Origin of the sequence: Agrobacterium sp. 22094 (genome assembly GCF_052046015.1) — a bacterium.
GTDB classification, from domain to species: domain Bacteria; phylum Pseudomonadota; class Alphaproteobacteria; order Rhizobiales; family Rhizobiaceae; genus Agrobacterium; species Agrobacterium cavarae.
In genome coordinates this window covers 1,593,461-1,617,669 of record NZ_JBQEPX010000001.1, presented here as the reverse complement: position 1 = coordinate 1,617,669, position 24,209 = coordinate 1,593,461, and the positions used below count along the sequence as shown (strand labels likewise).

The 24,209-nt window shown below is 57.6% G+C and carries 22 protein-coding genes; 12 read left to right on the top strand and 10 right to left on the bottom strand.

What is annotated here, in order from left to right; translation table 11 throughout:
* Window positions 1–59: 59 nt before the first annotated feature.
* A complete protein-coding gene (gene pepN, locus ACTJK5_RS07805) occupies window positions 60–2,708 on the bottom strand; it encodes an aminopeptidase N (RefSeq protein WP_113262058.1) in 2,649 nt (882 codons plus the stop codon).
* Window positions 2,709–3,237: 529 nt separating this feature from the next.
* Here pepN and ACTJK5_RS07800 point away from each other — a divergent pair.
* Complete coding sequence (locus tag ACTJK5_RS07800) at window positions 3,238–4,176, top strand: DMT family transporter (protein ID WP_113262057.1); 939 nt, start codon at window positions 3,238–3,240, stop codon at window positions 4,174–4,176.
* A 222-nt stretch (window positions 4,177–4,398) separates the two neighbouring features.
* Window positions 4,399–5,262: a hypothetical protein gene (locus ACTJK5_RS07795; RefSeq protein ID WP_313591564.1), complete on the top strand. Its 864-nt coding sequence runs from the start codon at window positions 4,399–4,401 to the stop codon at window positions 5,260–5,262.
* Window positions 5,263–5,459: 197 nt separating this feature from the next.
* On the opposite strand, the gene ACTJK5_RS07790 is transcribed toward ACTJK5_RS07795, so the two are convergent.
* The 4 genes from ACTJK5_RS07790 to ACTJK5_RS07775 all read right to left on the bottom strand — a co-directional run bounded on the left by ACTJK5_RS07790 (window position 5,460) and on the right by ACTJK5_RS07775 (window position 9,152).
* Complete coding sequence (locus ACTJK5_RS07790) at window positions 5,460–5,648, bottom strand: hypothetical protein (protein WP_062425727.1); 189 nt, start codon at window positions 5,646–5,648, stop codon at window positions 5,460–5,462.
* 149 nt (window positions 5,649–5,797) lie between these two features.
* Complete coding sequence (locus ACTJK5_RS07785; protein WP_440612577.1) at window positions 5,798–6,673, bottom strand: uracil-DNA glycosylase; 876 nt, start codon at window positions 6,671–6,673, stop codon at window positions 5,798–5,800.
* Window positions 6,674–6,828: 155 nt separating this feature from the next.
* Window positions 6,829–8,121: an Hsp70 family protein gene (locus tag ACTJK5_RS07780; protein ID WP_113262054.1), complete on the bottom strand. Its 1,293-nt coding sequence runs from the start codon at window positions 8,119–8,121 to the stop codon at window positions 6,829–6,831.
* Between the two features lie 146 nt (window positions 8,122–8,267).
* Window positions 8,268–9,152 (bottom strand): LysR family transcriptional regulator, encoded by an 885-nt coding sequence (locus ACTJK5_RS07775; RefSeq protein ID WP_440612120.1) that lies wholly within the window; start codon window positions 9,150–9,152, stop codon window positions 8,268–8,270.
* Window positions 9,153–9,367: 215 nt separating this feature from the next.
* Here ACTJK5_RS07775 and blaOXA point away from each other — a divergent pair, with 215 nt between their 5' ends.
* Window positions 9,368–10,117, top strand: a complete 750-nt coding sequence (gene blaOXA, locus ACTJK5_RS07770) for a class D beta-lactamase (RefSeq protein WP_376782044.1) — start codon at window positions 9,368–9,370, stop codon at window positions 10,115–10,117.
* Window positions 10,118–10,120: 3 nt separating this feature from the next.
* Here the strand turns inward: blaOXA and ACTJK5_RS07765 are convergent, their stop codons facing one another.
* Window positions 10,121–10,324: a hypothetical protein gene (locus ACTJK5_RS07765; RefSeq protein ID WP_116493998.1), complete on the bottom strand. Its 204-nt coding sequence runs from the start codon at window positions 10,322–10,324 to the stop codon at window positions 10,121–10,123.
* Window positions 10,325–10,409: 85 nt separating this feature from the next.
* A complete protein-coding gene (locus tag ACTJK5_RS07760; RefSeq protein WP_062598303.1) occupies window positions 10,410–11,198 on the bottom strand; it encodes an SDR family oxidoreductase in 789 nt (262 codons plus the stop codon).
* A 164-nt stretch (window positions 11,199–11,362) separates the two neighbouring features.
* Between ACTJK5_RS07760 and ACTJK5_RS07755 the strand changes: the two genes are divergently transcribed.
* Window positions 11,363–12,757, top strand: a complete 1,395-nt coding sequence (locus ACTJK5_RS07755) for an anti-phage deoxyguanosine triphosphatase (protein ID WP_440612576.1) — start codon at window positions 11,363–11,365, stop codon at window positions 12,755–12,757.
* Window positions 12,758–12,804: 47 nt separating this feature from the next.
* Here ACTJK5_RS07755 and ACTJK5_RS07750 read toward each other — a convergent pair whose 3' ends face one another.
* Entirely contained in the window at window positions 12,805–13,347 is a 543-nt protein-coding gene (locus ACTJK5_RS07750) for a GNAT family N-acetyltransferase (RefSeq protein ID WP_153311178.1), read from the bottom strand.
* A gap of 447 nt (window positions 13,348–13,794) precedes the next feature.
* On the opposite strand from ACTJK5_RS07750, the gene ACTJK5_RS07745 reads away from it, so the two are divergent.
* From ACTJK5_RS07745 to ACTJK5_RS07735, 3 genes are all read left to right on the top strand, one after another.
* Complete coding sequence (locus ACTJK5_RS07745) at window positions 13,795–15,459, top strand: electron transfer flavoprotein-ubiquinone oxidoreductase (RefSeq protein WP_112952290.1); 1,665 nt, start codon at window positions 13,795–13,797, stop codon at window positions 15,457–15,459.
* 135 nt (window positions 15,460–15,594) lie between these two features.
* Window positions 15,595–16,098, top strand: coding sequence for a GNAT family N-acetyltransferase (locus ACTJK5_RS07740; RefSeq protein WP_112952291.1), 504 nt, complete (start codon window positions 15,595–15,597; stop codon window positions 16,096–16,098).
* A 198-nt stretch (window positions 16,099–16,296) separates the two neighbouring features.
* Complete coding sequence (locus ACTJK5_RS07735; RefSeq protein WP_440612119.1) at window positions 16,297–17,037, top strand: pentapeptide repeat-containing protein; 741 nt, start codon at window positions 16,297–16,299, stop codon at window positions 17,035–17,037.
* Window positions 17,038–17,099: 62 nt separating this feature from the next.
* On the opposite strand, the gene ACTJK5_RS07730 is transcribed toward ACTJK5_RS07735, so the two are convergent.
* Complete coding sequence (locus ACTJK5_RS07730; protein ID WP_440612118.1) at window positions 17,100–18,116, bottom strand: zinc-binding alcohol dehydrogenase family protein; 1,017 nt, start codon at window positions 18,114–18,116, stop codon at window positions 17,100–17,102.
* A gap of 136 nt (window positions 18,117–18,252) precedes the next feature.
* Between ACTJK5_RS07730 and ACTJK5_RS07725 the strand changes: the two genes are divergently transcribed.
* A complete protein-coding gene (locus tag ACTJK5_RS07725) occupies window positions 18,253–18,654 on the top strand; it encodes a winged helix-turn-helix transcriptional regulator (protein ID WP_111847743.1) in 402 nt (133 codons plus the stop codon).
* Window positions 18,651–20,051, top strand: a complete 1,401-nt coding sequence (locus tag ACTJK5_RS07720; protein WP_112952293.1) for a coniferyl aldehyde dehydrogenase — start codon at window positions 18,651–18,653, stop codon at window positions 20,049–20,051. The genes ACTJK5_RS07725 and ACTJK5_RS07720 overlap by 4 nt, the downstream gene beginning before the upstream one ends.
* Here the strand turns inward: ACTJK5_RS07720 and ACTJK5_RS07715 are convergent.
* Window positions 20,043–21,224, bottom strand: a complete 1,182-nt coding sequence (locus ACTJK5_RS07715; RefSeq protein WP_111847745.1) for a sensor histidine kinase — start codon at window positions 21,222–21,224, stop codon at window positions 20,043–20,045. The two genes, ACTJK5_RS07720 and ACTJK5_RS07715, sit on opposite strands and share 9 nt — an antisense overlap.
* A gap of 388 nt (window positions 21,225–21,612) precedes the next feature.
* Here ACTJK5_RS07715 and ACTJK5_RS07710 point away from each other — a divergent pair, with 388 nt between their 5' ends.
* From ACTJK5_RS07710 to ACTJK5_RS07700, 3 genes are all read left to right on the top strand, one after another.
* On the top strand, window positions 21,613–22,449 hold the full coding sequence (locus ACTJK5_RS07710) for an undecaprenyl-diphosphate phosphatase (RefSeq protein WP_111847747.1): 837 nt from the start codon (window positions 21,613–21,615) through the stop codon (window positions 22,447–22,449).
* A gap of 184 nt (window positions 22,450–22,633) precedes the next feature.
* Window positions 22,634–23,413, top strand: a complete 780-nt coding sequence (locus tag ACTJK5_RS07705) for an ABC transporter ATP-binding protein (protein WP_440612117.1) — start codon at window positions 22,634–22,636, stop codon at window positions 23,411–23,413.
* A gap of 20 nt (window positions 23,414–23,433) precedes the next feature.
* On the top strand, window positions 23,434–24,207 hold the full coding sequence (locus ACTJK5_RS07700; protein ID WP_313591554.1) for a transporter substrate-binding domain-containing protein: 774 nt from the start codon (window positions 23,434–23,436) through the stop codon (window positions 24,205–24,207).
* Window positions 24,208–24,209: the final 2 nt, after the last annotated feature.

The window sequence follows — 24,209 nt, the reverse complement described above, 5'->3', positions numbered from 1 at the left end:
TGATCTAAAACAAGAAAAGGCCGGACGTCCGGCCTTTTCACATAGAGGAGGGGAGCCTCTCAGCCCTTGAGCATACGCTCGACAATGTCGCGAACATCGGTGGAGAGCCCAGCGCTGCGCTCGATCGTGGTGAGGGCCTCGCGCGCGTGATCGGCGCGCACTGCCTCTAGCGACCGCCAGGAGCGCATGGATGTCAAAATGCGGGCTGCCAGTTGCGGATTGCGCTTGTCGATGGCGATGATCTGCTCGGCCAGGAAGTCGTAGGCCTTGCCATCTGCACGATTGAAGCCGGTGGGATTGCCGAAGGCAAAGGTGCCGATCAGCGAACGCACACGGTTCGGGTTGGTGGCGATAAAGTGCTTGGACGCCATCAAAGACGTTATGCGTGCCAATGCGCCATCACCTGGGATGGCAGCCTGAAGCGTAAACCACTTGTCCATCACCAGTGCATTGTCGGCAAAGCGCGTCTCGAATGTCGCCAGCGCGTCGGATGCCTCGGCCGAGTCAGGGAAACGCTGTGTCAGGACACTAAGCGAATACGCCATGTCGGTCATGTTGGAGGCGTTGGCAAAGGCCTGGGCAGCCCGCTCGGGTGTCTCTTCCGCATAGGACAGATAGCTCATGGCAATATTGCGCAGCGAACGGCGTCCGGCACTTGCCGCATCCGGCGAATAGTCGTCTTTCTCTTCGAAGCCTGAGAAGAGGCTCTTGAAGGTTTCGATACCGGCTTTGGCGACCGCACGCATGACGGCATTGCGCGCTTTGTGGATGGCGTCGGGATCATTGTCCTTGCCCATCTCGCGCGCCACATCCGCCTCGCTCGGCAGTGTCAGCGCCTGAGCGCGGAAGGCCGGTTCGAACTCATCATTGCCAGCGATCTCGATCAGGGTCGAGATGAAGGCTGGATCGACGCTCACCTCGTTGCCCGACCGCACGGCCTGCGTTGCCGCAATCAGGTTCGGCAAGGCAAGGGCCGTCAGTGCCTGCCAGCGCGAGAAGAGGTCTGTCTCGTGACGGGCGATCTGGATGAGGTCGTCCGACGATTGCTCCATGTGCAGGTTGATCGGGGCAGAGAAACTGCGGTTGATCGACAAAACCGGTCGCGACGAAATGCCTGTGAAGGTGAAGCGCTGACTGCGTTCTGTCAGATGCAGGACACCGTCCTTGAACTCACCGCCTTCAACCTTGATCGGCGTGGCGATCTGACCGTTACCCAGAATGAGCGCCGTCGAGAGCGGAATGTGCAGCGGCTCCTTGCGGCTCTGGCCGGGCGTCGGTGCAACCGTCTGCTCCAGCGACAAGGTGAAGGTCGCGGACGCCGAATCATAAGCGGTGGAGGCGCTGACAAGCGGCGTTCCGGCCTGGATATACCAGCGGAAGAACTGCGTCAGATCGCGTCCGGTCGCATCCTCGAAGCACTTGACGAAATCCTCAACCGTCGCAGCGTCACCGTCGTGACGCTCGAAGTAGAGGTCGGTTCCTTTGCGGAAGCCGTCTTCTCCCAGGATCGTTGCGATCATACCGGTGATTTCGGCGCCCTTCTCATAGACGGTGGTCGTGTAGAAGTTGTTGATTTCGCGATATTTATCCGGACGGGGTGGATGCGCCAGCGGGCCGCCATCTTCGGGGAACTGTTCCGACTTCAAGTGGCGAACGTCTGCGATACGCTTGACCGCGCGCGAGCGCATGTCGGAGGAAAATTCCTGATCGCGATAGACGGTCAGACCTTCCTTCAGGCAAAGCTGGAACCAGTCACGGCAGGTGATGCGGTTGCCGGTCCAGTTGTGAAAATATTCATGTGCGATGATGCGCTCGATATTGGCGTAGTCGGCATCGGTCGCGGTTTCCGGATCGGCCAGAACATATTTGTCGTTGAAGACGTTGAGGCCCTTATTCTCCATCGCGCCCATGTTGAAGTCGGATACGGCGACGATCATGAAGATGTCGAGGTCGTATTCGCGGCCGAAGCGCTCTTCATCCCATTTCATGGAGCGTTTCAGCGCATCCATGGCGTAGGTCGCGCGCGGCTCCTTGCCATGCTCGACATAGATCTTCAGCGCGACTTCGCGGCCCGACATGGTCGTGAAGCTGTCTTCGACAACGCCAAGATCGCCAGCGACCAGTGCGAAAAGGTAGCTCGGCTTCGGATGAGGATCGAACCAGGCAGCGAAATGGCGGCCTTCGTCGTAATTGCCGCCGCCTAGGAAATTACCGTTCGACAGGAGGAGGGGATTGCCTTCCTTGGCCGCGATGATGGTGATCGTGTAAGGCGCCAGCACATCCGGCCGGTCCGGGAAATAGGTGATGCGGCGGAAGCCTTCTGCCTCGCACTGCGTGCAATAGACGCCATTGGTGCGATAGAGACCCATCAGCTGGGTATTGCTTTCCGGATTGATGTAATTGGTGACGCAGATTTCGAAGGGGATCTCTTCAGGAAGATCGCGGATCGTCAGTCGCTCTGGCGTCACGTCATATTGTGCCGTCGGCATCTCAATCTGGTCGAGAAGCAGGCTCGAAAGCGTCAGTTCGTCGCCGTCGAGAATGAGCGGTGCTGCCTTGTCGGCGCCCTCGCGGCGATGGAAGATCAGTCGCGCTTCCACCTTCGTGTTTTGTGGGTCCAGTTCAAATGTGAGGTCAACCCGTTCAAGCACGAAATCCGTTGGGCGATAATCCGCCAACTGAACAATCTGACCCGTATCTGTTCGCATAACTATTCCCGAATGAACCTTGCTTCTGCCGCTGCCTGACCATCATGCGGGCATGATGGGTGAAAGTAAACTTGTCGACACGCGTCACCATCATGGAGAGGCGGGGCACATGCGTCCCTAAAATACTACCAGACAGAAGTTTTAACCCGCGTCTGAGCATTTCTGATCGATGCATGATTTCATGAAATGTTGAACGATTACTGAAGCTGTGGACACGCAGAAAGAGAATATGCTGAAAATGAGCCTCGCTCCGCGCAGCCACAGCCACCCTGGAGCGCCGTTCGTCCTATTGAACGCACAAGGAACGCTCTATCGTCTTTGATCCACGGATGGTGCTTTGCGAAAATCGATTCCGATGTTCGGGACGATGCTGTAGACGATGGGACCGGCCGGCAGGGGCCGCCGAATCGGTTTACCTCCGTTGGCCAGCATGATCTAATGAACATGAAAGTCGATCTGCTGTGCTGTGCGCTCGGGTCAAACTCCAATCTGCGGGCATCTCGTCTGCAAATCCCGATCGCAAATTCCCATGAGTGCAGATACGTACAATCCCGTCCGGGGTATTGTCCTCAAACTCACCTCCGTCGCTTTCTTTCTTGTCATGCAGACCTGCATCAAGGCAGCCGGGCCGGATGTTCCTGCGGGACAGATCACCTTCTTCCGCTCGGCTTTCGCCATCCTTCCCATCATCCTTTATCTGGCATGGCTCCGCAGGCTCACGCGAGCCTTTCACACAAGCAATCTGTTTGGCCATTTCAAGCGCGGTTTTCTTGGCATTCTGTCGATGATGTGCGGATTTTACGGCCTCACCTTGCTGCCGCTTCCGGAATTCATTGCAATCGGTTATGCCTCGCCGCTGATGTCTGTCGTCTTCGCCGCCGTGATGCTGGGCGAAACGGTGCGCATCTACCGCTGGTCGGCGGTTGTCGTCGGCATGATGGGCGTCGTCATCATCCTGTGGCCAAAGATGACGCTGTTGCAGAATGGCGGCCTTGAGGCGAGCGAAAGCATTGGGGCTCTCGCCGTTCTTTTTGGTGCCGTCCTCGGTGGACTGGCGATGGTGCAGGTGCGCCAACTGGTTGTGACCGAACGTACCCCGACGATCGTGCTTTACTTCTCACTGACCGGCACGCTCATTTCCGCCTTCAGCATGCCGTTCGGCTGGGAATGGTTGGATATGCAGCAGGCCGTTCTCTTGATTTCTGCAGGCATTGCCGGCGGGATAGCCCAAATCCTGCTGACAGAAAGCTATCGTCACGCGGAAGTGTCGACCATCGCGCCCTTCGAATATAGCTCGATCCTTCTCGGTATCGGCGTTTCCTACATTCTCTTCGGCGATGTGCCGACCCTCACCATGCTGATCGGAACCAGCATTGTCGTTTGCGCAGGCATCTTCATCATCTTCCGCGAGCATCAGCTGGGGCTTCAGCGTAAGGCTGCACGCAAGGCCTCGACACCATCCGGTTGACCCTGTCCGACTATGAATAAACACCTGTGAATTTTAAGAAAAAATCATAGTCACACGCAAAAATGTGGTATGTACCTTCTAGGTTGTGGGTTTTGGGTGATGCATCTTGCGTTGGGATTTCAAGCCAAGGAAAATCAATCAAAGGGGCGGGAAAAATGTCATGCGCCCTCTTTTCCCGTTTGAAAGAAGTGTCGCAGGCTCATCGAGTCCGGAGACGCGCCGATGAGCTTCTCCTATAACGACTTCATTGCTCATCCAGGTCTTCTAGGTGCGATTCAACACCTGGCGCGCACGTTGCGCGGACGTTTCGATGAAAATCCCCGTCTTGCGCGCTTGCTCTCCGCCCATCAGAAATGGCTGCTAACACAAATGGCGATGGGCCTCAGCGCCGAACAGCGGGCTCAGGGTTTCACCGTCGCGCAACTGCGCGATGTCGTCACCTCTACTGGTGTTGCCAGCCGCAACACGGTGCAGAACTATTTGGATCAGCTTGAGATCTATCGCTATCTCGAGAAGGCAAACCGCTCTGCGGCGACGAGACCTAAGCGGTACCGCGCCACGCAGATCAGCGAGCAGGGAATATTCAACTGGTACCTTGCAAACCTCTCCGCCATCGACGGCATGGACAATGGAAACCGCGCTGCAACTCTGATGGCATATCCCGAGATCGTCGTGCATGCGCAACCCGCCGCAGCGCGCGCTTGCCTTGCTGACCCGCATTGGGTCGAGCCGCCAAAGCGCGTCGGACAATTCCAGTGGGTGGAAGCGGGCGGCTTGGTGATGGACGAGATCGTCAGTCGTGTTCGAGACACCGAGAACGAGCAGATCGATATCGGCTATGTCGATGTTCGGGCGATGGCCTCAACATTCATGATGTCGCGCACGCATTTGCAAAGGCTTCTGAACAAAGCCGCCGACCAAGGCAGCGTCGGCTGGGTGGATGATACACCACGCAGCCCCATGTGGCTGTCGCGCGACTATCTTAGCGAGTATTGTGGCTGGCAAGCGAGGAAGTTCACGCACGTGGAAGACGCGTTCTTCGAAGCGAAATCACTGCTACGGGACCAAGTGAACGTGGCACGGTGAAGCGCGACGGCTCGAGAAGCATTCTCCGCCCGAGAAACGGGTTAGCGCCCACGAATAATCGGGTCTATTGCTCCATTGGGCAGGGCTGCTGCGTAAACTCACCGTCTGAAAATGCAAAAGCGCCTTCCACATGAAAGGCGCCTCATCAGCATGGCAACGCATGCAGCATGTGCGGACGTGACCGCACAAAGATCGTCTCAGCGTTCGCGAAAGTCTGCAAAAACCGCCGAAGGACGGGTTGTGCGGACCTGCTGCGTCGAAGCACGAGCGGTCAGCTGTTCGTTTGTAACACCGAAACGGTGGTAGCCCTGACTGGAGCGTGGGCCGAGGCCCGCCAGTCGAAGCGTTTCAAAGCCGGAATGAACCGGACGGTAGCGCGTGGTCATTGCCTTGGTTCCTTAAACCTTTTCCTCCCAAGACGGGTTTCTTATTGCAGTGCGGCATAGATTCGGCAATCCGACCGAATGCGTCGCTGTTATGCGCCATTTGCATGGCTTTTTTCATAATCTATTTACAATGATCAAAAAGGAAGCATTCATAAATCGCGCAAGCGCGCCTGAAATGCCAATAAATCGTTCCAGGCCAATGACTTACTCGCCGGAGCATTCAAAAGCTCCTGTGGATGCAGGGTTGCAATGGCAGGCGCTGTGCTGGGGCCAACTGCGACATCACGCCACTGTCCGCGCATCGTATGGATCGTGCCGGAGCCGCCAAAGAAAAAACGCGCTGTGAAGTTGCCGAGAAGCAACAGTACTTTCGGCTCGGCCAAAGCGATTTGTCGCTCGATGAACGGGCGGCAGATTTCCATCTCCGGACCCGACGGCGAACGGTTGCCCGGCGGGCGCCAGGGAACGACATTGGTGAGCATCAGCTTGCCGCGATCAAGACCGATCGCCGCCAGCATGCGGTCGAGAAGCAATCCAGTCTTGCCGGTAAAGGGAAGGCCTTCCCGATCGTCATCCGCATCAGGCATAGGGCCGACGATCATGATGCCGGATGAAGGATCACCTTCGGCAAACACCGTGTTGCGGGCACTGTTTTTGAGATTGCAGCCGTTGAAGCTTTCGAGCGCGGTTTTCAGTTCGAGAAGCGATCGCGCGCTCTCGGCCGCGAAGCGTGCCGAAGCGATCGCCTGATCGTCCGGCAGTGCAACGTTGACCGGCGCGGGGGGCGCAGATGCAGGCGCACGGGCAGCTTGCTGGGGAGAGGGGGCGGCCTGCTGCGGTGCGCTTCGTATCTCCGGCTGTTGCGGCTCGCTGCTTCTCTGTGGAGCACGCGCCTGACGCCCTGCCGCAAATTCGGCAAATCGATCCATCGGCTCGTCTTCCAGCAGCCAGTCGACGCCAGCATCCGCATGGAAATGCAGAAGCGCCGCCAGTTCTGCCGGGGAGAGGTCTTGTGCCGAGATCATGACCCGCAAACTAGAGCGTTTCCTTATGAAATGGAAGCAGTTCCGCCAGGCATGTTTCTGCCGGGCTTAAAGCCGACATGCTCGACCGTAGCTTTGGATAGGCCACTCGCCAAACGCCCTTCGATCTGTCGAAGCCTGCTATTGCAAAACGTTTCTCACGCCGTCCAGCGCGCAACGTCGCCGCTTTCGCCGATCATCGCCAGACCATGGGCGATCGAAAGAAGTTCGCCGCCGCTTTCGATCTTGTCGGCGTCGAACCGGCGGGTAAAGAGCTGTCGCACAGCAGGAACGAAGGAGGTCCCGCCGGTGAGGAAGACCTTGTCGATGGTCTGCGGCGCGGTGTTCGTCTTGGTCAGGACCTCGTCCAGAGCCTCTTCGATCTTGGCGAGATCGTCGGCAATCCATTGGTCGAAGTCCGACCGCTTCACCATCTTCTTGCCTGCGGCGCCAAGCGGCGAGAAGTTGAACTCCGCCTCTTCCTGTGAGGATAGCGCCATCTTGGTGGCAGAGATTGCCTGGTAGAGCGGGTAGCCCTCATCATGTTCGACCAGTTCGACGAAGAGCTCGAGCTTTTCCGGCTCAAGCGCCGAGCGCAGCAAGGACTTCAGATCGGAAAACTCTCTGGACGTCTTGAAGATGGACAACTGGTTCCAGCGACCGAAATTAACGTAGTAACCGGATGGCACATCCAGAACCTTGTCGAAGCTTTTGAACTTGCTGCCTTTGCCGATTTCCGGCGACACCAGATTGTCGATCATGCGGAAATCGAAGTGATCGCCCGCAACGCCGACGCCCGAATGGCCGATCGGAGTGGCGGAGAGCTTGCCGGCATGCGTCTCGAAGCGGATCAGCGAGTAGTCGGTGGTGCCGCCGCCGAAATCCGCCACCAGAACATTGGCATCCTTCTTCAAGCTCTGGGCGAAGTAATAGGCGGCTGCCACCGGCTCATAGACATAATGGATTTCGGGAAAGCCGGCACGCGTCAGGGCTTCATTGTAGCGGGTAAGCGCCAGAGCCTCATCCGGGTTGGAGCCGGCAAAACGCACGGGGCGACCGGCAATCACGGTCGACACATCGTTTTTCCATTCGTCGCCTGCATAGGTCTTCAGCTTGCGCAAAAACACCTCCATCAGATCTTCGAAGCTCTGACGCTTGGCGTAGACCAGCGTGCCTTGAAACAAAGGCGAGGCAGCGAACGTCTTGATCGATTGCAGGAAGCGGCATTCCCCGGCGTTCTCGATGAATTGCTGGATCGCTGCCTGGCCTGCCTCGACATGCAGCGCTGCTGCACCAAGTCCTTTGTCCTTCATGAAAGACAGCGCGGTGCGCATGCTGTCCGTCGTTCCGGCACTGGAGGTGAAGCGCATGGAGTGGCTGCTGCTGCCGGTGTCCGAAAGCGCCATAACTGTGTTGGTCGTGCCAAAATCGAGCCCGAGTGTCCGTGCCATGGAGAGGATCCTTGTCAGTCAACGAGAGAGCATTCCCGGAATGCAGGCATCCGGGCAATAAAAGGCGCAACCGCGCCCGCCTGTTTTGAAGAGGGCGCGTGATGGCACAGCGAATTGTGAATGGCAAGCGCGCGGGTGCAGATTTTTCAGGCGTGCTGTGGCATCGCGGCAGCCTTCTCTTTCAGCCATGCAGCAAATGTTGTCATAGCACTGGTGACAGGTCGCGACTTGAGCCGTGTCAGCCAATAGCAGCCCTTCGACACGTAGACCGGGAAGGGCTGGACGAGATCGCCTGCGGAGAGGTGGCGCTGGAACATCAAGGGTGGCGCAAGCGCGACGCCAGATCCCTGCAGGGCCGCCTCCACCATGGGAACCGATGAGTCGAAGACGATGCCCTTGATCCTTGGCGAGGCAACGCCAGCCTCGGAAAACCAGTCCGGCCATTCATCGGCGCGATAGGAGCGCAGCAACGTCTGTTGCGCCACGTCATGGGGGCTCTTGAGTTGCGCGGCCATCGTTGAAATGCAGAGCGCCGAGAGCGGTGCGGAAAACAATTCCTCAGCCTCGGTGTCGTGCCAGGCGCCGTTGCCGAAGCGGATTGCAAAGTCGAGCCCTTCGGCAGCGATATCGACGCGGTTATTGTTGGTGGAGAGGCGAATATCGATGAAGGGATAGAGGTCTTGGAACTCAGCGAGCAGGGGCAGGAGCCAGCCCACGGCAAAGGTTCCGACAGCGCCGACGCTCAACACCTCCTGCAGGTGCCCGTCCTCGAAACGCTGGAGAATATCGGCCATGCGGTCGAAGGAATCGCGAAGCGTTGGCAGAAGCGCCAGGCCCTCATCGGTGATCATCAGGCCGCGTGGCAGACGCTTGAACAGCGTCGCGCCAACACGCTCTTCCAGCAGTTTGACCTGGTGGCTGATCGCAGTCTGCGTCACGCAAAGCTCGATGGCCGCACGGGTGAAGCTCAGGTGCCGGGCAGCGGCCTCAAAGGCGCGCAGTGCATTCAGCGGAAGGTGAGGGCGAACCATGAAAGATCAGCTCCAGAGGGATGAAGGCCAAGTTTAATTCATGGCTCAAGCCAGATATCATCATTTGTGCCGCCCGCGCAAACCACCGTAAGTCTCTCTCATCGAAACTTTCGCGTTGACGCATAGAGGAGATAGTCATGCATCGTCCAATGGTAATGAAGAAGCGAAGAACAGCGGCTTTCGTCGTGACGCTGGCCGTTGCGAGCCTTGCTTCGATGGAAACCAAAGCAGCCGAAAAGCTGCATTGTACGGTCGTTCTGGACGCCGAAAGTGGCACAGCTCTCTACCGCGACGGGACGTGCGATAAAGCTTTCGCCCCACAATCCAGCTTCAAGCTTCCTCTCGCCATCATGGGATATGACGCCGGGATCCTGAAGGACGCTACGAACCCGCGCTGGAACTACAAGCTTGAATGGAAACGACCCAAGCGCGAACAGAAATCTGTCGATCCGACCATATGGGAGCGGGATTCGATCGTCTGGTATTCGCAGGAAATCACCCGGCGATTGGGCAAGGCCAAGTTTGCTGACTATGTGCAGCGCTTCGGTTATGGCAATACGGATGTCCGCGGAGTTCCAGGGCAGACGGATGGCCTGACCGAGTCCTGGTTGATGTCCTCTTTGAAAATCTCCGCCGATCAGCAGGCAGATTTCGTCCGTCGCTTCGTCACCGGAAATCTGCCCGTATCGAAGGAGGCGATCGCGAAAACGGAGGTGATCATTCCGCAGTTTTCAGCCGCGGATGGATGGCAGGTTTACGGCAAGACGGGATCCGGGCGCATGCGCACCAAGGCCAACACCTATGATGGCAACTGGTGGCTCGGCTGGTTTGTGGGTTGGGCGCAGAAGGGCGAACGCAAGGTCGTGTTTGCCAGCCTGAATATCGATGATTGGAAGAGTAAAGAGCCGATCAGCTTTGCAACCCGCGACGCTTTGATTGCCGATCTACCCAAACGCATCAAATGACGATCAGCGAAGCGCCCTGCGCGCAACTACGATGAGGATAATGCCTGCCACGGCAGTCAGCGCGCCGCGTAGCATCCACGGGCTTTGATTGATCATGAAACTGGAGGCGGGGTAGGGGAAATAGCCGCTGCCCTGTCCGATCCAGACCAGGCCCATCAGCACGATCAGAACACCCAGTATGCTTAAAATCGTGCGAAGTGCCTGCATGATCGTCTCCCAAAAGCAAAGCCTTTCCGAATGTTATCCGGAAAGGCTTCCAATTCAAAGCGTTACCTATAGGCGATCGGCATGATCAGATCGACTTTGCCGCTCCACCATCCACGTGAAGCATGGTGCCGGTGATGTAGCTCGCTGGCTGCGAGCAGAGGAATGCACCTGCGGCGGCGAATTCTTCCACCGTTCCAAGCCTGCCGGCGGGGATGCTCTTGACGGAGGCTTCACGAACCTCTTCCATGCTCTTGCCAAGGCGCTTGGCGTTTGCGCCATCCAGTTCATCGATACGATCGGTGTGGATGCGACCGGGCAGCAGCATATTGGCGGTGATACCGAAGCCTGCGACTTCACTGGACAGCGTCTTGTTAAAGCCAACAAGTGCGCCGCGCAGCGTGTTGGAGAGCGCGAGATTTGGAATGGGCTCGAACACGCCGGAGGAAGCAACGGTCAGAATACGGCCCCAGCCTTGCTCCTTCATCTGCGGGACAAGCGCGTTGGTCAGGGTGATGACGCGGAGCACCATGGATTGAAAGAACGTATCAAGCTTGTCAGTGGTGATGTCCTGCGCCAGCCCTGGTGTGGGGCCGCCCGTGTTGTTGACGAGAATATCGATACCGCCGAGCTTCGTCTTCACCGCCTCGATCATGGACGGCACGAAGGTCTCTTCGCCAAGGTCGCCCCAGACCCATTCTGCCTTGCCCTTGCCGAGCGCGTTGATCGTCTTGGCATTGGCGTCCAGCTTTTCGCCGCTACGGCCCACCATCAGCACGTTGACACCCTCTTTCGCAAGCGCGGTCGCTATGCCGAGACCCAGGCCGCGAGATGAGGCCAGAACCAATGCGCGCTTGCCGGAAATACCCAAATCCATGACGGTGTCCTTTCATGCTCATGACGATTGCCCACGCTTGTAGCGTCTGCGTCCGGCCCTGAAAAGTGTTCATCGGCTGGGCATTGACCCGTTTGCTTGCGCGCCCTGTTGCGCCTCGGTAAGACAGCCCCGTGAATTTGTGTTTGGAAAGGACGGGCTTGAACGTGTGGAACGAGCGTCAAAAAGTCGAAAACCGCAAAAGTGACGACGCCCGCAGCGAAAGCGACATCGATTATGGGCGGATCATTCACTCCACCTCTTTTCGGCGCCTGCAGAGCAAGACGCAAATCCTCAATCTCGGCGACAGCGATTTCTACCGCACCCGCCTCACGCATTCTCTCGAAGTGGCGCAGATCGCCGCGGGTCTGGTCAAGCACTTGCGCAAGTCCTTTCCCAATCATCCGGTGACGGCTGAACTGCCAGAGCATAGCCTCATCCAGGCGATCGGCAGCGCCCACGATCTCGGCCATCCGCCCTTCGGTCACGGTGGCGAAGTCGCGCTGAATTACTGCATGCGCGTGGCGGCAAATCCGAATGAAGCAGGGCGAAACGGCAATGGCGTTATTACCGACATCGCCAAGGCGGGCTTCGAAGGAAACGGCCAGACCTTACGCATTCTCAGTCGCCTTGAGGCATTTTCAAAAGCCCATGGCGCCAATCTCACGCGGCGCACCCTGCTTGGTATCCTGAAATACCCCGTAGCCTATTCGAAAGCCGCCCATCCCGCGCGCGTGCCAAAATTGCACGACGGACCTTCGACGCTGCGCGTTATCGATACGCAGGCTTCCAAGCCGCCAAAATGTTACATGGATTGCGAGACGGATGTGGTGGACTGGATCCTTCATCCTCTGCCGCAGTCCGACCGCGATCTTTTCCAGACGGTGACGGGTGAAGACGGCAAGCACGCGAAGTCGCTCTACAAATCGCTCGATTGCACGATCATGGATGTTGCAGATGATATCTCCTACGGGGTCCACGATCTCGAGGACGCAATCGCCATGCAACTCATCACCCGAGATGCCTTCGAGAAGGAGGTGACGGCGGGGGATTGCGAGAGCTTTATCGCCATGCTCAACAAGAACCACAAGGATAAGCGCGGCAACGATGTCCATCGCGAAATCGTGGATGGGCTCTTCGGCCCTAGCGGTGATCGCAAAATGTTCATCAGCATGCTGGTCGGTTATTTCATCACGGATGCTCGCTACGTGGACGACGACCGGTTTGAAACGCCGCTCTTGCGTCACCGGGTGAGACTTGGGGACGACAGAGTGCGATTGCTGAAGGCGTTTCAGGATGTCGTGCGCAAACATGTTATCAAAAGCCCGCGCGTCCAGCACATGGAGTTCAAAGGGCAGGGGATGGTCGTTGCCGTCTTCGAAGCGCTCCAGTCCGATCCCGAACGGCTGCTGCCGGAGGATGTCTTCCCGCTCTATGAAAAATCCGGCGGGGATTTGCGCATCATCTGCGATTTCGTTGCCGGAATGACGGATGGGTATCTCATCAGGACCTATGAGCGCCTCTTTTCACCAGGGGCAGGTTCCGTGTTCGACAGGCTTTAACCGGGCTAAGCCCATCGACGCTTCTGGAAATTTGAGCGGGGAACGCTCTAGCTTGCTTCTCCCTGCCGCTGGCGCCACTCGCGGATGAGTAGACCATAGACAAGCAGATCGCAGACGCCGTTATGGGTTGTTTCGTGCTGGCGAAGGTACGCCTCGCGCAGGAAGCCCAAACTTTCCGCCAGAGCAATGGAGGAGCGGTTTTCGGCGTCGATCTCCATGTAAAGTTTGCGATATCGGCCCATGGTAAAGATATGGGCGATGAGCGCGGTCATACATTCGCGCGCCACTCCTTGTCTCTGCCGCTCAGTGGCTGTGATATATCCAAGCTCGAGAACGGCGTCGTCGCGACCAGGAAAAGCGACGTAGCGACCTGCAACCTCCTCGGTCACGCGGTCAATGGCGATCCAGGTTTGTCCGGGCCACTCTTTATCGTTCAGCCAATCGGAAAATGTCGCGATATCTTCAAAGTGAGGCTGAGACATAAATCGGCACTGGTCGGCACTTGAAAAAGTTGGGAACAAAGCTTTTGCATCGCTTTCAATCAAGCCCCGCATAGTAAAGCGCTGCGTCGTAAGCGTCGGTACGTCCATTATCTCCACTGCCGTTTTGTCATGCCATTCACGGGAACAGGTTTAATAGTCTCTCCTGGAACTGCCAAGCGTTCCGGTCAGCAAATTGTCTTCGACTGTTGGATGCCTCCAAAGCAGCTTCGCAATCAGCGAGATTCGCTACCTGTAGACGCGATGCCTAAAGCAACTCCTCAGCCCACCTTCTTCTCTTGACCATCTCATCAACCAATCCTATTCTTCTTGTTACGTGCACGTAAAAGTAAGCGGTTGTCATCAGGTTGTCAGACAATTCGATGGCTGCGACCGCGCTTGCTTGCTATTGGTCTCGACAAAGCGCTTGTCCTTTGCCAAGACAGATGACGCGAACTGCTTGTTGCGACGACGTTTTTTCACACGTCTTTGGCTGCGTGATGGTGTAGGGCAGGATAACGAAAAGCCGGACGGGACCGGCGTACTGACGAGGATCTTATGACGGAAGAAATGGAATTGCCGGAACGTGAATCGATGGAGTTCGACGTCGTTATCGTCGGCGCGGGACCTGCTGGCCTCTCTGCAGCTATTCGGCTAAAACAGGTCAATCCGGATCTGTCCGTTGTGGTGCTGGAAAAGGGCTCGGAAGTGGGTGCGCATATCCTCTCCGGCGCAGTTGTCGATCCCATCGGTATTGACCGTCTGTTGCCCGGCTGGCGCGAAGAAGAGGGGCATCCCTTCAAGACCGAAGTCAAGGATGACCAGTTTCTGTTCCTGGGACCTGCCGGCTCGATTCGCCTGCCGAACTTCCTGATGCCGCCGCTGATGAACAATCACGGCAACTATATCGTCTCGCTCGGTCTCGTCTGTCGCTGGCTGGCGGAGAAGGCGGAGGCGCTTGGCGTTGAAATTTACCCGGGTTTTGCCGCAACCGAAGTCCTCTATAATGACGAAGGCGCCGTCATCGGTGTTGCCACCGGTGACATGGGCATCGAGAAGAATGGCGAGCCCGGCCCTGCCTTCACCCGCGGCATGGAACTGCATGGCAAATATGTGCTGATCGGCGAAGGCGTGCGCGGCTCGCTTGCCAAGCAGCTCATCAAGAAATTCGATCTGTCGAAGAACAGCGACGTTCAGAAGTTCGGCATCGGCATCAAGGAACTGTGGCAGGTCAAGCCTGAGAACCACCGCCAAGGCCTCGTGCAGCATTCCTTCGGCTGGCCGCTCGGCATGAAAACGGGCGGTGGCTCGTTCCTCTATCATCTGGAAGACAATCTCGTTGCCGTCGGCTTCGTGGTCCACCTGAACTACAAGAATCCGTACCTCTATCCGTTCGAAGAGTTCCAGCGCTTCAAGACGCACCCGGCGATCGCCCCAACTTTCGAAGGCGGAAAGCGCGTCTCTTACGGTGCGCGAGCCATCACCGAAGGCGGCTACCAGTCTGTGCCGAAGCTCACCTTCCCGGGTGGCGCGCTGATCGGCTGTTCGGCCGGTCTCGTCAACGTTCCGCGCATCAAGGGCAGCCACAACGCGGTTCTCTCCGGCATGCTGGCGGCAGACAAGATTGCAGCAGCTCTCGAATCTGGTCGCGCAAACGATGAAGTGATCGAGATCGAGAACGAATGGCGTGGCACCGATATCGGCAAGGACCTGAAGCGGGTCCGCAACGTCAAGCCGCTTTGGTCGAAGTTCGGCACGGCGATTGGCGTCGGCCTTGGCGGTCTCGACATGTGGACCAATCAGCTCTTCGGCTTCTCCATCTTCGGTACGCTGAAGCATGGCAAGACGGATGCGGAAAGCCTGGAGCCAGCAGCAAACCACAAGCCGATTGCCTATCCAAAGCCGGATGGCGTGCTGACCTTTGACCGTCTGTCGTCCGTCTACCTTTCCTCCACCAATCACGAAGAGGACCAGCCGGTCCATCTTCAGGTGAAGGACATGGAGCTGCAGAAGCGCTCCGAGCATGATGTCTATGCCGGCCCATCGCAGCGTTACTGTCCCGCCGGGGTCTATGAGTGGGTGGAGAAGGAAGGCGAACCGACCTTCGTCATCAACGCGCAGAACTGCGTCCACTGCAAGACCTGCGATATCAAGGACCCGAACCAGAACATCAACTGGGTACCGCCACAAGGCGGCGAAGGGCCGGTTTACGCCAATATGTAATATTGGCGCGGCCCGCACGGACCGCCGTCAGCAAGGATGCTCGGTGAAGGGCCCGTCTACGCCAATATGTAATATTGGCGAGGCCCGCTGTCTCATGGAGAATGAGACGGCAAAGCAGACAGAGGGAATGCCCACTTGGTCACGATCCGCGCCGGACAGAGGGAAGACTTTCCGCGTCTTGCGGAAATCGAGCTGGATGCGTTTGTTGTCTGGGCAGAAGCCTGCGGGGTGACGCAGGAGCCTGTCTCCGCGCCGGTATTCCTCCTTGAACAGAGCCTGCACGAGGAGCTGCTTCTGGTGGCTGAGGAAGTGGGACGTGTCGTCGGCTTCACGCTTGGGCTGAGTGAGGGAGATACCCTCTATATTGTCGAGGTCGATGTGGAGCGTGCGGCACAGGGTAGGGGCGTCGGCACTTCGCTGATCTTGGCTATGCTGGATCGCGGACGTGAAAGAGGCTTTGCTAAGGTCGCTCTCACCACGGATCGATACGTGCCTTTCAACGCACCCTTTTACACACGGCTCGGCTTTCGCATCCTGGAGGCTGCGGAGACCCCGGCCTTTCTCCGCAGAAGGCTGAAGGCTCAGATCGATTCTGGTCTTGATCCAGAGCGTCGCGTGGCGATGTTGAAGAGCATATGAGGTCATCTGACTGTCCAGGGAGATATTGCGAGTGAACAACCTGCAACCTGTGGGGTTAGGCTGCCAATGATGGTCATCAGGGAGGCGTTTACAGTCGCAGGCTGGATCATTTAAAAGTAACGGAGCCCCTATATGTTAAGAGGGTCCCTCTTAGATCAAGAGGATCAATGTACCCCTGAAGGGGTTGGGAGTGAGCCAATGAGGAAACTTGCCGGAATGGTCTCGGCTTTGCGCAGCCATCATCTGCTGGCCGCGGTTGCAGCAGTGATCGGCACGATATCGACGAGCGGCCAACCCGCGATGGCGGCAAGCTGCCGCGCCGATGCATCGGCTGGCATCGACTGGAGCGAATGCAACAAGCGTCTCCTGATGCTGGGCGGCAGCGTCTTGGATGGTGCTGATCTGCACGGGACGGACTTTACCTATACCGATCTGCGCGGCTCCTCCTTCAATAAGGCCAATTTGGAGAAGGCCAAGCTGATCCGCACTTCGCTTGCGTCCTCCCAGCTTGAGGGCGCCAATCTGATCAAGATCGAGGCCTATCGCAGCGATTTCAGCGATGCCAATGCCGAAAACGCCAAGTTCAATAGCGCTGAAATGCAGCGCGCCAACTTTGAGAACGCCAAGCTCGTCAATGCCGATTTCTCCAAGGCGGAACTCGGGCGGGCGGATTTCAATGGCGCGGTGTTGACGGGCACCAAATTCACCAAGGCCAACCTCTCTCGCGCCAGCTTCACCGGCGCCAAGTTCACCGGGCCGATCGATTTCTCCGACTCGTTCCTGCTGCTTGCCCGCATTGAAGGGCTGGACTTATCCGCCGCCACCGGGCTCGGTCAAAAACAGATCGATATTGCCTGCGGCGACGACAAGACCAAGCTGCCACAAGGCTTGACCAAGCCGGCCACCTGGCCTTGTCCCGCCGATCCGGAAGATGATTGACCAAGAAGACCAGCCGGACAATGGTCCGACTGGTCTGTCACAGGGCAGTCTAAGCTCTTGGCTTAAAAGCCTGACAAAACGATCTTGCCCTTGGCTTTGCCGCTTTCGATCAGCGCATGTGCCTTGATAAGGTTTGCGGCATTGATCGTGCCGAACGTCTCCGTCAGCGTCGTTCTGATTTTGCCCTGGTCAATCAGCTCTGACACATGGTTCAGCAGCTTGTGCTGTTCCAGAATATCGGCGGTCTCGAAGACCGGACGGGCAAACATCATCTCCCAGTGAACGGAAATGGCCTTGCGCTTGAAAGGCAGAATATCGAAACCACCCTCTGGATCGTCGATCAGGCAGTAGCGCCCCTGCGGCGCAATCAACTCTATGCTGTCGGCGCGGTGGAGATCGCTATGGGTGGTGGAAAAGACGAAGCTTGGCGCACCAAGACCTAGCGCTTCCACCTGCGGCGCAAGCGGCTTGCTGTGGTCGAGCACATGATGCGCACCGAACTGCTCGACCCATTCCTTTGTTTCCGGCCGCGATGCTGTCGCAATGACGGTAAGATCCGTCAGGTGCCGCGCAAGTTGGATCGCGATCGAACCGACGCCGCCAGCCCCACCGATGATGACGATGGCATTGGCGCCGCCCGCAACCGGGTCCTTTACCTTGAGGCGATCGAACAGCGCTTCATAGGCAGTGATGGCGGTTAATGGCAGGGCGGCAGCTTCCTCGAAGCTCAAGCTTTTCGGCTTCCTTCCAACGATGCGCTCATCCACGAGATGAAACTCGCTATTGGTGCCGGGGCGGTTGATGGCGCCGGCGTAGAAGACTTCGTCACCGGGCTTGAACAGGCTGACCTTCTCACCTACCGCCTTGACGATACCTGCGGCGTCAAAGCCAAGAACCCGAGTTTGACCTGCCTCAGGTGCCTGATTGCGACGGACCTTGGTATCGACCGGATTGACCGAGACTGCCTTCACGTCCACCAGAAGATCGAGGCCTTTTGCCTCTGGTGCAGGAAGTTCAAAATCCACCAAAGCGTCTGCTTCCGTCACGGGCTTGCAGCTCTTGTAACCGACAGCGCGCATGTTCATTCTCCTTCGCTTGTTGCTTCGGCGTCTATTTGATAGCTATGAGCTAAGGCTGCAAGAATGCACATTTTGTGTCTATACCGACAAAAAGGATACTGTGGCCGCCTGCAGATCCTGAAAAACGGAGCTTTTCATGTCCCGTCCTCGCGCCAAACTGAAGGATAATTTTCCCGGCTGCCCGGTGGAATCGACACTCTGTTATCTCGATGGCAAATGGAAAGGCGTGATCCTCTATCATCTGCTGAACGAGGGAACGCTGCGCTTCAATGCACTGCGTCGCCACATTCCAAGCGTCACGCAGCGGATGCTGACGAAGCAGCTTCGCGAGCTGGAAGATGCCGGCCTGATTTCCCGCACCGTCTTTCCCGTCGTGCCGCCAAGGGTTGATTACAGCCTGACGGCACTGGGCCAGAGCATGGCGCCGGTCATATCGGCGCTTAAATCCTGGGGCGAAGCCCATGTGGTTTGCAAGGACGGGGTGAAGACGCTCGCTGTGCCTGCGGATCGTGTCACAACGCTCGCCGCCGCCGAATGAGCACCATCGATGATCTTTTGGGAAGGCAGCGTCATGCCTTTCTCCAGGATGGACCGCCGTCGCTGGACCAGCGAAGAGCCGATCTCAAGGCCTTGCGCAAAGCTGTCACATCTCGTAGAGGCAGGATCGAACAGGCGGTCGATGCGGATTTCGGTGGACGTTCGCCGAATGAGACGGCGCTTCTCGACTTGGTCGGCGTCGTCAACGCCATTGATTACCTCGACCGAAATCTGAAACATTTCATGAAGCCGGAGCGACGAAAAGTTGAAGCGCTCTCACAACGCGGAAGGGCCTGGGTGGAGTATCAGCCGCTCGGCGTGATCGGCATTCTGTCGCCTTGGAACTATCCGTTTCTGCTGGCCATGGTGCCACTTGCCACAGCACTCGCAGCAGGCAACCGGGCCATGCTGAAGCCCTCCGAACTCACCCCGGAAACCAGCGCATTGATGAAGACAATGCTGGCCGAGGCCTTCCCGGAGGAAAAGGTTGCGGTGGTTCTCGGCGATGCCAGCATTGGCACCGAGTTCAGCGGCTCACCCTTCGATCATCTGTTTTTCACCGGCAGCACTGACGTGGGGCGCAAGGTCATGAAGGCTGCGAGTGAAAACCTCGTTCCTGTCACGTTGGAACTTGGCGGCAAGAGCCCGACGATTATCTTGCCCGGTCACGTCATTCCCAGGAACGTGACCTCCATCGTGTTCGGCAAGCTCGCCAATGCCGGCCAAACCTGCGTTGCCCCGGACTACGTCTTTGTCCACGAAACGGAGGTCGATGCCTTTGTCGATGCCTTCGACAAGGCAGTCGCGCAATTCTATCCAGATGGGGTAGCAAGCCGCGATTACGCTTCGATCATCAGCGACAGGCATTTCTCTCGCCTCAATGGGCTTCTTGACGATGCGGTCAGCAAAGGCGCGACGTTGCGGCGAGTCGGAATAGAGACGGACGCGGCAACGAGAACCCGCGTTTTTCCACCGACGCTCGTCATCAACCCAACCGACGACATGGCCGTGATGCAGGAGGAGATTTTTGGGCCGATCCTGCCGGTGCTGAGCTACCGCGATGTTTCGCAGGTGATTGGCTATATCAACGAGAGGCCAAGGCCACTGGCGCTCTATGTCTTCGGAGAGGCGGGTGGCGACGACTGCAAAGCGATCCTGTCCCGCACGACGTCGGGCAATGTCGGCATCAACAACACGGTGTTGCATGTTGCGCAGGATGACCTGCCCTTCGGCGGGGTGGGGCCTAGCGGCATGGGCGCCTATCACGGTATAGAAGGCTTTCGCCGCATGAGCCATGCCAAGGGCGTGTTTTCGCGAGGACGTTTCAGCGTGCCAAGCCTTCTACGCCCACCTTTCGGACGGATGGTCAAAGCCGGGCTTGATCACCTGCTACGATAAGGAGGTGCGATCAGGCGAGGCGGAGATCGTGTTGATGGGCAGGCAGATGGTGATGTCCAGCCCATCCGGCGACCAAGTATAGCAAATCTCTCCGCGCATGCCGGTGATCGTGCGCTGGATGAGGGTCGAGCCGAAGCCTTTGCTGGTCGGAGCGCGGACAACGGGTCCGCCGCGCTCGCTCCACATGATCTGCATCGTTTCACCCGTCGTGCAGGCGACCACGAGCCGGCCTTCTTCGCTGCTGAGCGATCCGTACTTGGCTGCGTTGGTGGCAAGCTCATGCAAGACGAGGGCGACGCTGGTAATGTGATCGGCCCGGATGCGCACGTCATCGGTGCCGACGAAGGCGACCCGGTCGGTCGCCGCATCCGTATAGGGCGCCAGAATGTCGCCGATGATCTGGCGCAAGGGAACGTCAGGCGCATAGGCCACATGTTCGGCCGAAAACGTCGGCTGAACGAGATCATGCGCACGCCCCAGGGCGCGCAGACGGCCTCGGACGGTGGAGGAGAGCTGTTCCGCGCTCGTTGCCGTTCGCGCGGTCATGGCCAGCATCGAATCGGCCAGCGCGAAGACGTTTTTCACCCGGTGGTTTAATTCTCGCAAAAGAAGCATACGCTGCTCTTCGGCCCGATCGCGCGCCTTCTCGTTCTGCGAACGCTCGATCGCGATGGCCGCTGTCCGTGAGACCATGCCGATGACCTCGAGATCGCGTTCGGAGGGCTTGCGCGGCTCCCGGTAATAATTGGCGAAGGTCCCAAGAACACGGCCATCCGCTGCCCGGATCGGCATCGACCAACAAGAATGGAGATTGTGGGAGAGGGCGAGTTTGCGAAAATCTGCCCAAAGTGGGTCCGTTGCAATATCGCTGACGATGACGGGGCTGCCCGTATGGGCCGAGGTGCCGCAGGATCCGATACCGAGACCGACGGCGATGCCCTCGATCGCGTCGTTGTAATCGCAGGGCAGGCTCGGTGCCGCCCCCTGGGTCAGATGCTTGCCATCCTCCGTCGTGAGCAGGACGGACGCCAGCAACTCGCCGCCCGCAGGCTTTTCCACGAGAAGCACGATATCACGCAACACATCTTTCAGCGGGCCGCCAAGTGCGACGCGTGACAGAATATCCCGCTCTGCCGTGAGAAGATCCGACGTTACCGACAGCGTGTTTATCAACGGCCCAGTCCATCCCGAAAAAGAAGGCCATGTGTCTGCGACAACGGCAATATCTGGAAGATATAGGCATCCTGCCTTTAAATGTCTAATGGATAAAATGCTTGATTAAACCGCACTACTTTGAAGACGCTTATGACAAAGATGCCAATATTATTAGGGTCTTACTTTAGGGATCGCAGATTAACTGCAGGCCTGAATTTTCTGCTTACTATTTGGCCCATTCCATTTGCGGATGCACCCTTGATTTTCGCACAATTTAGGAGGAAGGATTTTGCCGCGGCATTCGCCGGCTCTTCATCATTCACATTTTTTTGCACCGCAACATCGAACTGCCCGGATTGGTTCATAATTTCGCGCGCAGTGATTGTCAGTTCAGGGACGGACCAGCATGGGTATTGGTTGGATAGAAGCCGCGATCCTCGGCTTTATTCAAGGGCTTACGGAATTTTTGCCAATTTCCTCCAGCGCACATTTGAGAATCGCGGGCGAGTTTCTAGGGACAGGGGAAGATCCTGGCGCCGCCTTCACTGCAATTATTCAGATCGGCACGGAATTGGCCGTCCTGGTCTATTTCTGGTCCGACATCATGCGGATCGCCCTTGCCTGGCTTCGCCATCATTTGCGGCTCGGCGGACAATATGATCCGGCGGATGTCCGCCTCGGCTGGATGATCATCGTCGGTTCGGTACCAATCGTGCTGCTCGGGCTCCTTTTCAAGGACGCCATCGAGCATTCGCTGCGCAATCTCTACATCACCGCCGTCATGCTGATCGTCTTCGGTATCATTCTGGGTTTTGCCGATCGCATCGGCAAAAAGAAGTATCCGATCAAGAAGCTGATCTGGCGTGATGCCATCATCTTCGGTTTCGCCCAGGCGATGGCGCTGATCCCCGGCGTGTCGCGATCCGGCGGAACGATCACCGCAGGCTTGCTGCTTGGATACACCCGCGAAGCAGCTGCCCGTTACTCCTTCCTCCTGGCCGTTCCAGCCGTTTTCGGCTCGGGTTTCTACCAGCTCTTCAAGAGCATCGGACAGCAGAACCCGGTCGGTTGGGGCCAGACGGCATTGGCGACGCTGATATCCTTTGTCGTCGGATATGCCGTCATCGTCGTCTTCCTCAAGCTGGTTTCGACGAAGAGCTACATGCCCTTCGTCTGGTATCGAATCGTCATTGGCGTCGCGTTGCTGGGCCTGCTCTTTACCGGTGTCATCAATCCGATCTGACGCGTCCAGCGTGAGATCGGCGAGCGGTTTCATCCGGCACGGTCCTCCGTGCCGGATTATTTTTATGTCTTTTGTCCCGCGTAGAATGATTTTCCTTTCGATAATGTGACAGAGCGGTTATTTCCGCTGCAACATCACCTCCGCTTAGGCTGTTGTGACCCCTCGATCCTGTCAGGAAGAATGAATGACCGCCGACGTTCCTTGCGCCCTTGCTGTGGAGGACATCCACAAGAGCTTCGGCAATCACGAGGTTCTGAAGGGCATTTCGCTGACGGCAAAGAAGGGCGACGTCATCTCCATCATCGGTTCTTCCGGCTCTGGAAAGAGCACCTTTCTGCGGTGCATCAACTTCCTGGAAACACCAGACACCGGCCGCGTCACTGTCAATGGCGAAGAGGTGGCGGTCAAACGTGGGCGTGATGGCAAGTCTGCCCCGCAAAGCTGGCGTCAGGTGGAACGCCTGCGCACCGGCCTCGGCATGGTCTTTCAGAGTTTCAATCTCTGGGCTCACCTCACGGTTCTGGAAAATGTCATCGAAGCGCCCGTGCATGTCATGGGTGTCAAGCGCGCGGAAGCGGTCGAAAAGGCAGAGGCCCTGCTGCAAAAAGTCGGCCTCTATGAGAAGAAGGATGCCTATCCGGCGTTCCTGTCGGGCGGACAGCAGCAGCGTGCCGCCATTGCCCGCGCGCTTTGCGTTGAGCCTGCCGTGATGTTGTTCGACGAGCCGACATCGGCGCTCGACCCGGAACTCGTCGGCGAGGTGCTGAAGGTGATCCGCGATCTGGCCGAAGAGGGCCGCACCATGCTCCTCGTCACCCACGAGATGCGCTTTGCCCGCGACGTGTCGAGCCACGTCATGTTTCTACATCAGGGCCGGGTGGAGGAGGAGGGGTCTCCACAGCAGGTCTTCAACAATCCCGTGAGCGCGCGGACCCGAGAATTTACCGGCGCGCTCGCCAACTGATAATCTCACAGGAGTTTGATATGAAATTTGTTGCATCTCTGCTCGCCGGTACGGCTTTCGCATTATCGGCCTTCACCGCCAGCGCCGAAGTTCGTTTCGGTGTGATGAATGAAAGCTACCCGCCCTTTTTCGCACAGGATGCCAGTGGCAAGTGGCACGGCTGGGAAATCGATCTCATGGATGCCGTTTGCGCGGAAATGAAGGAGAAATGCTCCATCGTCGCACTCTCCTGGGATGGCCTGATTCCGGCACTCGAAAGCAAGAAATTCGACGTGATCTGGTCGTCCATGTCCAATACGGCAGAACGCCAGAAGGTCATCGACTTCACCAACAAATACTACAACACGCCAAGCAAGCTGATCGGCGCGAAAGACGGTAAGCCGGGTGCCACAGCAGAAGACGTGAAGGGCAAGACGATCGGTATCCAGGTCGCTACCATCCAGTCCAATTACTACGCCAAGTACTTCAAGGATGTGGCCGACGAGAAGACCTACCAGACGCTGGACGAAGCCTTTCAGGATCTGGCCGCCGGCCGCATCGATTATGTCTTCGGCGACTCGCTGGTACTCGACGATTTCCTCAAGACCGACACCGGCAAAGATTGCTGCGCCGATGCCGGCAATGTTGCCGACGACCCTGAGATCATGGGCCTTGGTGTTTCCGGTGGCGTGCGCAAGGACGATCAGGAACTGAAGCAGAAGTTGAATGCTGCGATCGCTGCCGTTCGCGCCAACGGCAAGTATGACGAGATCACCAAGAAATACTTCAGCTTCGATATCTACGGCGCAAAGTAAGC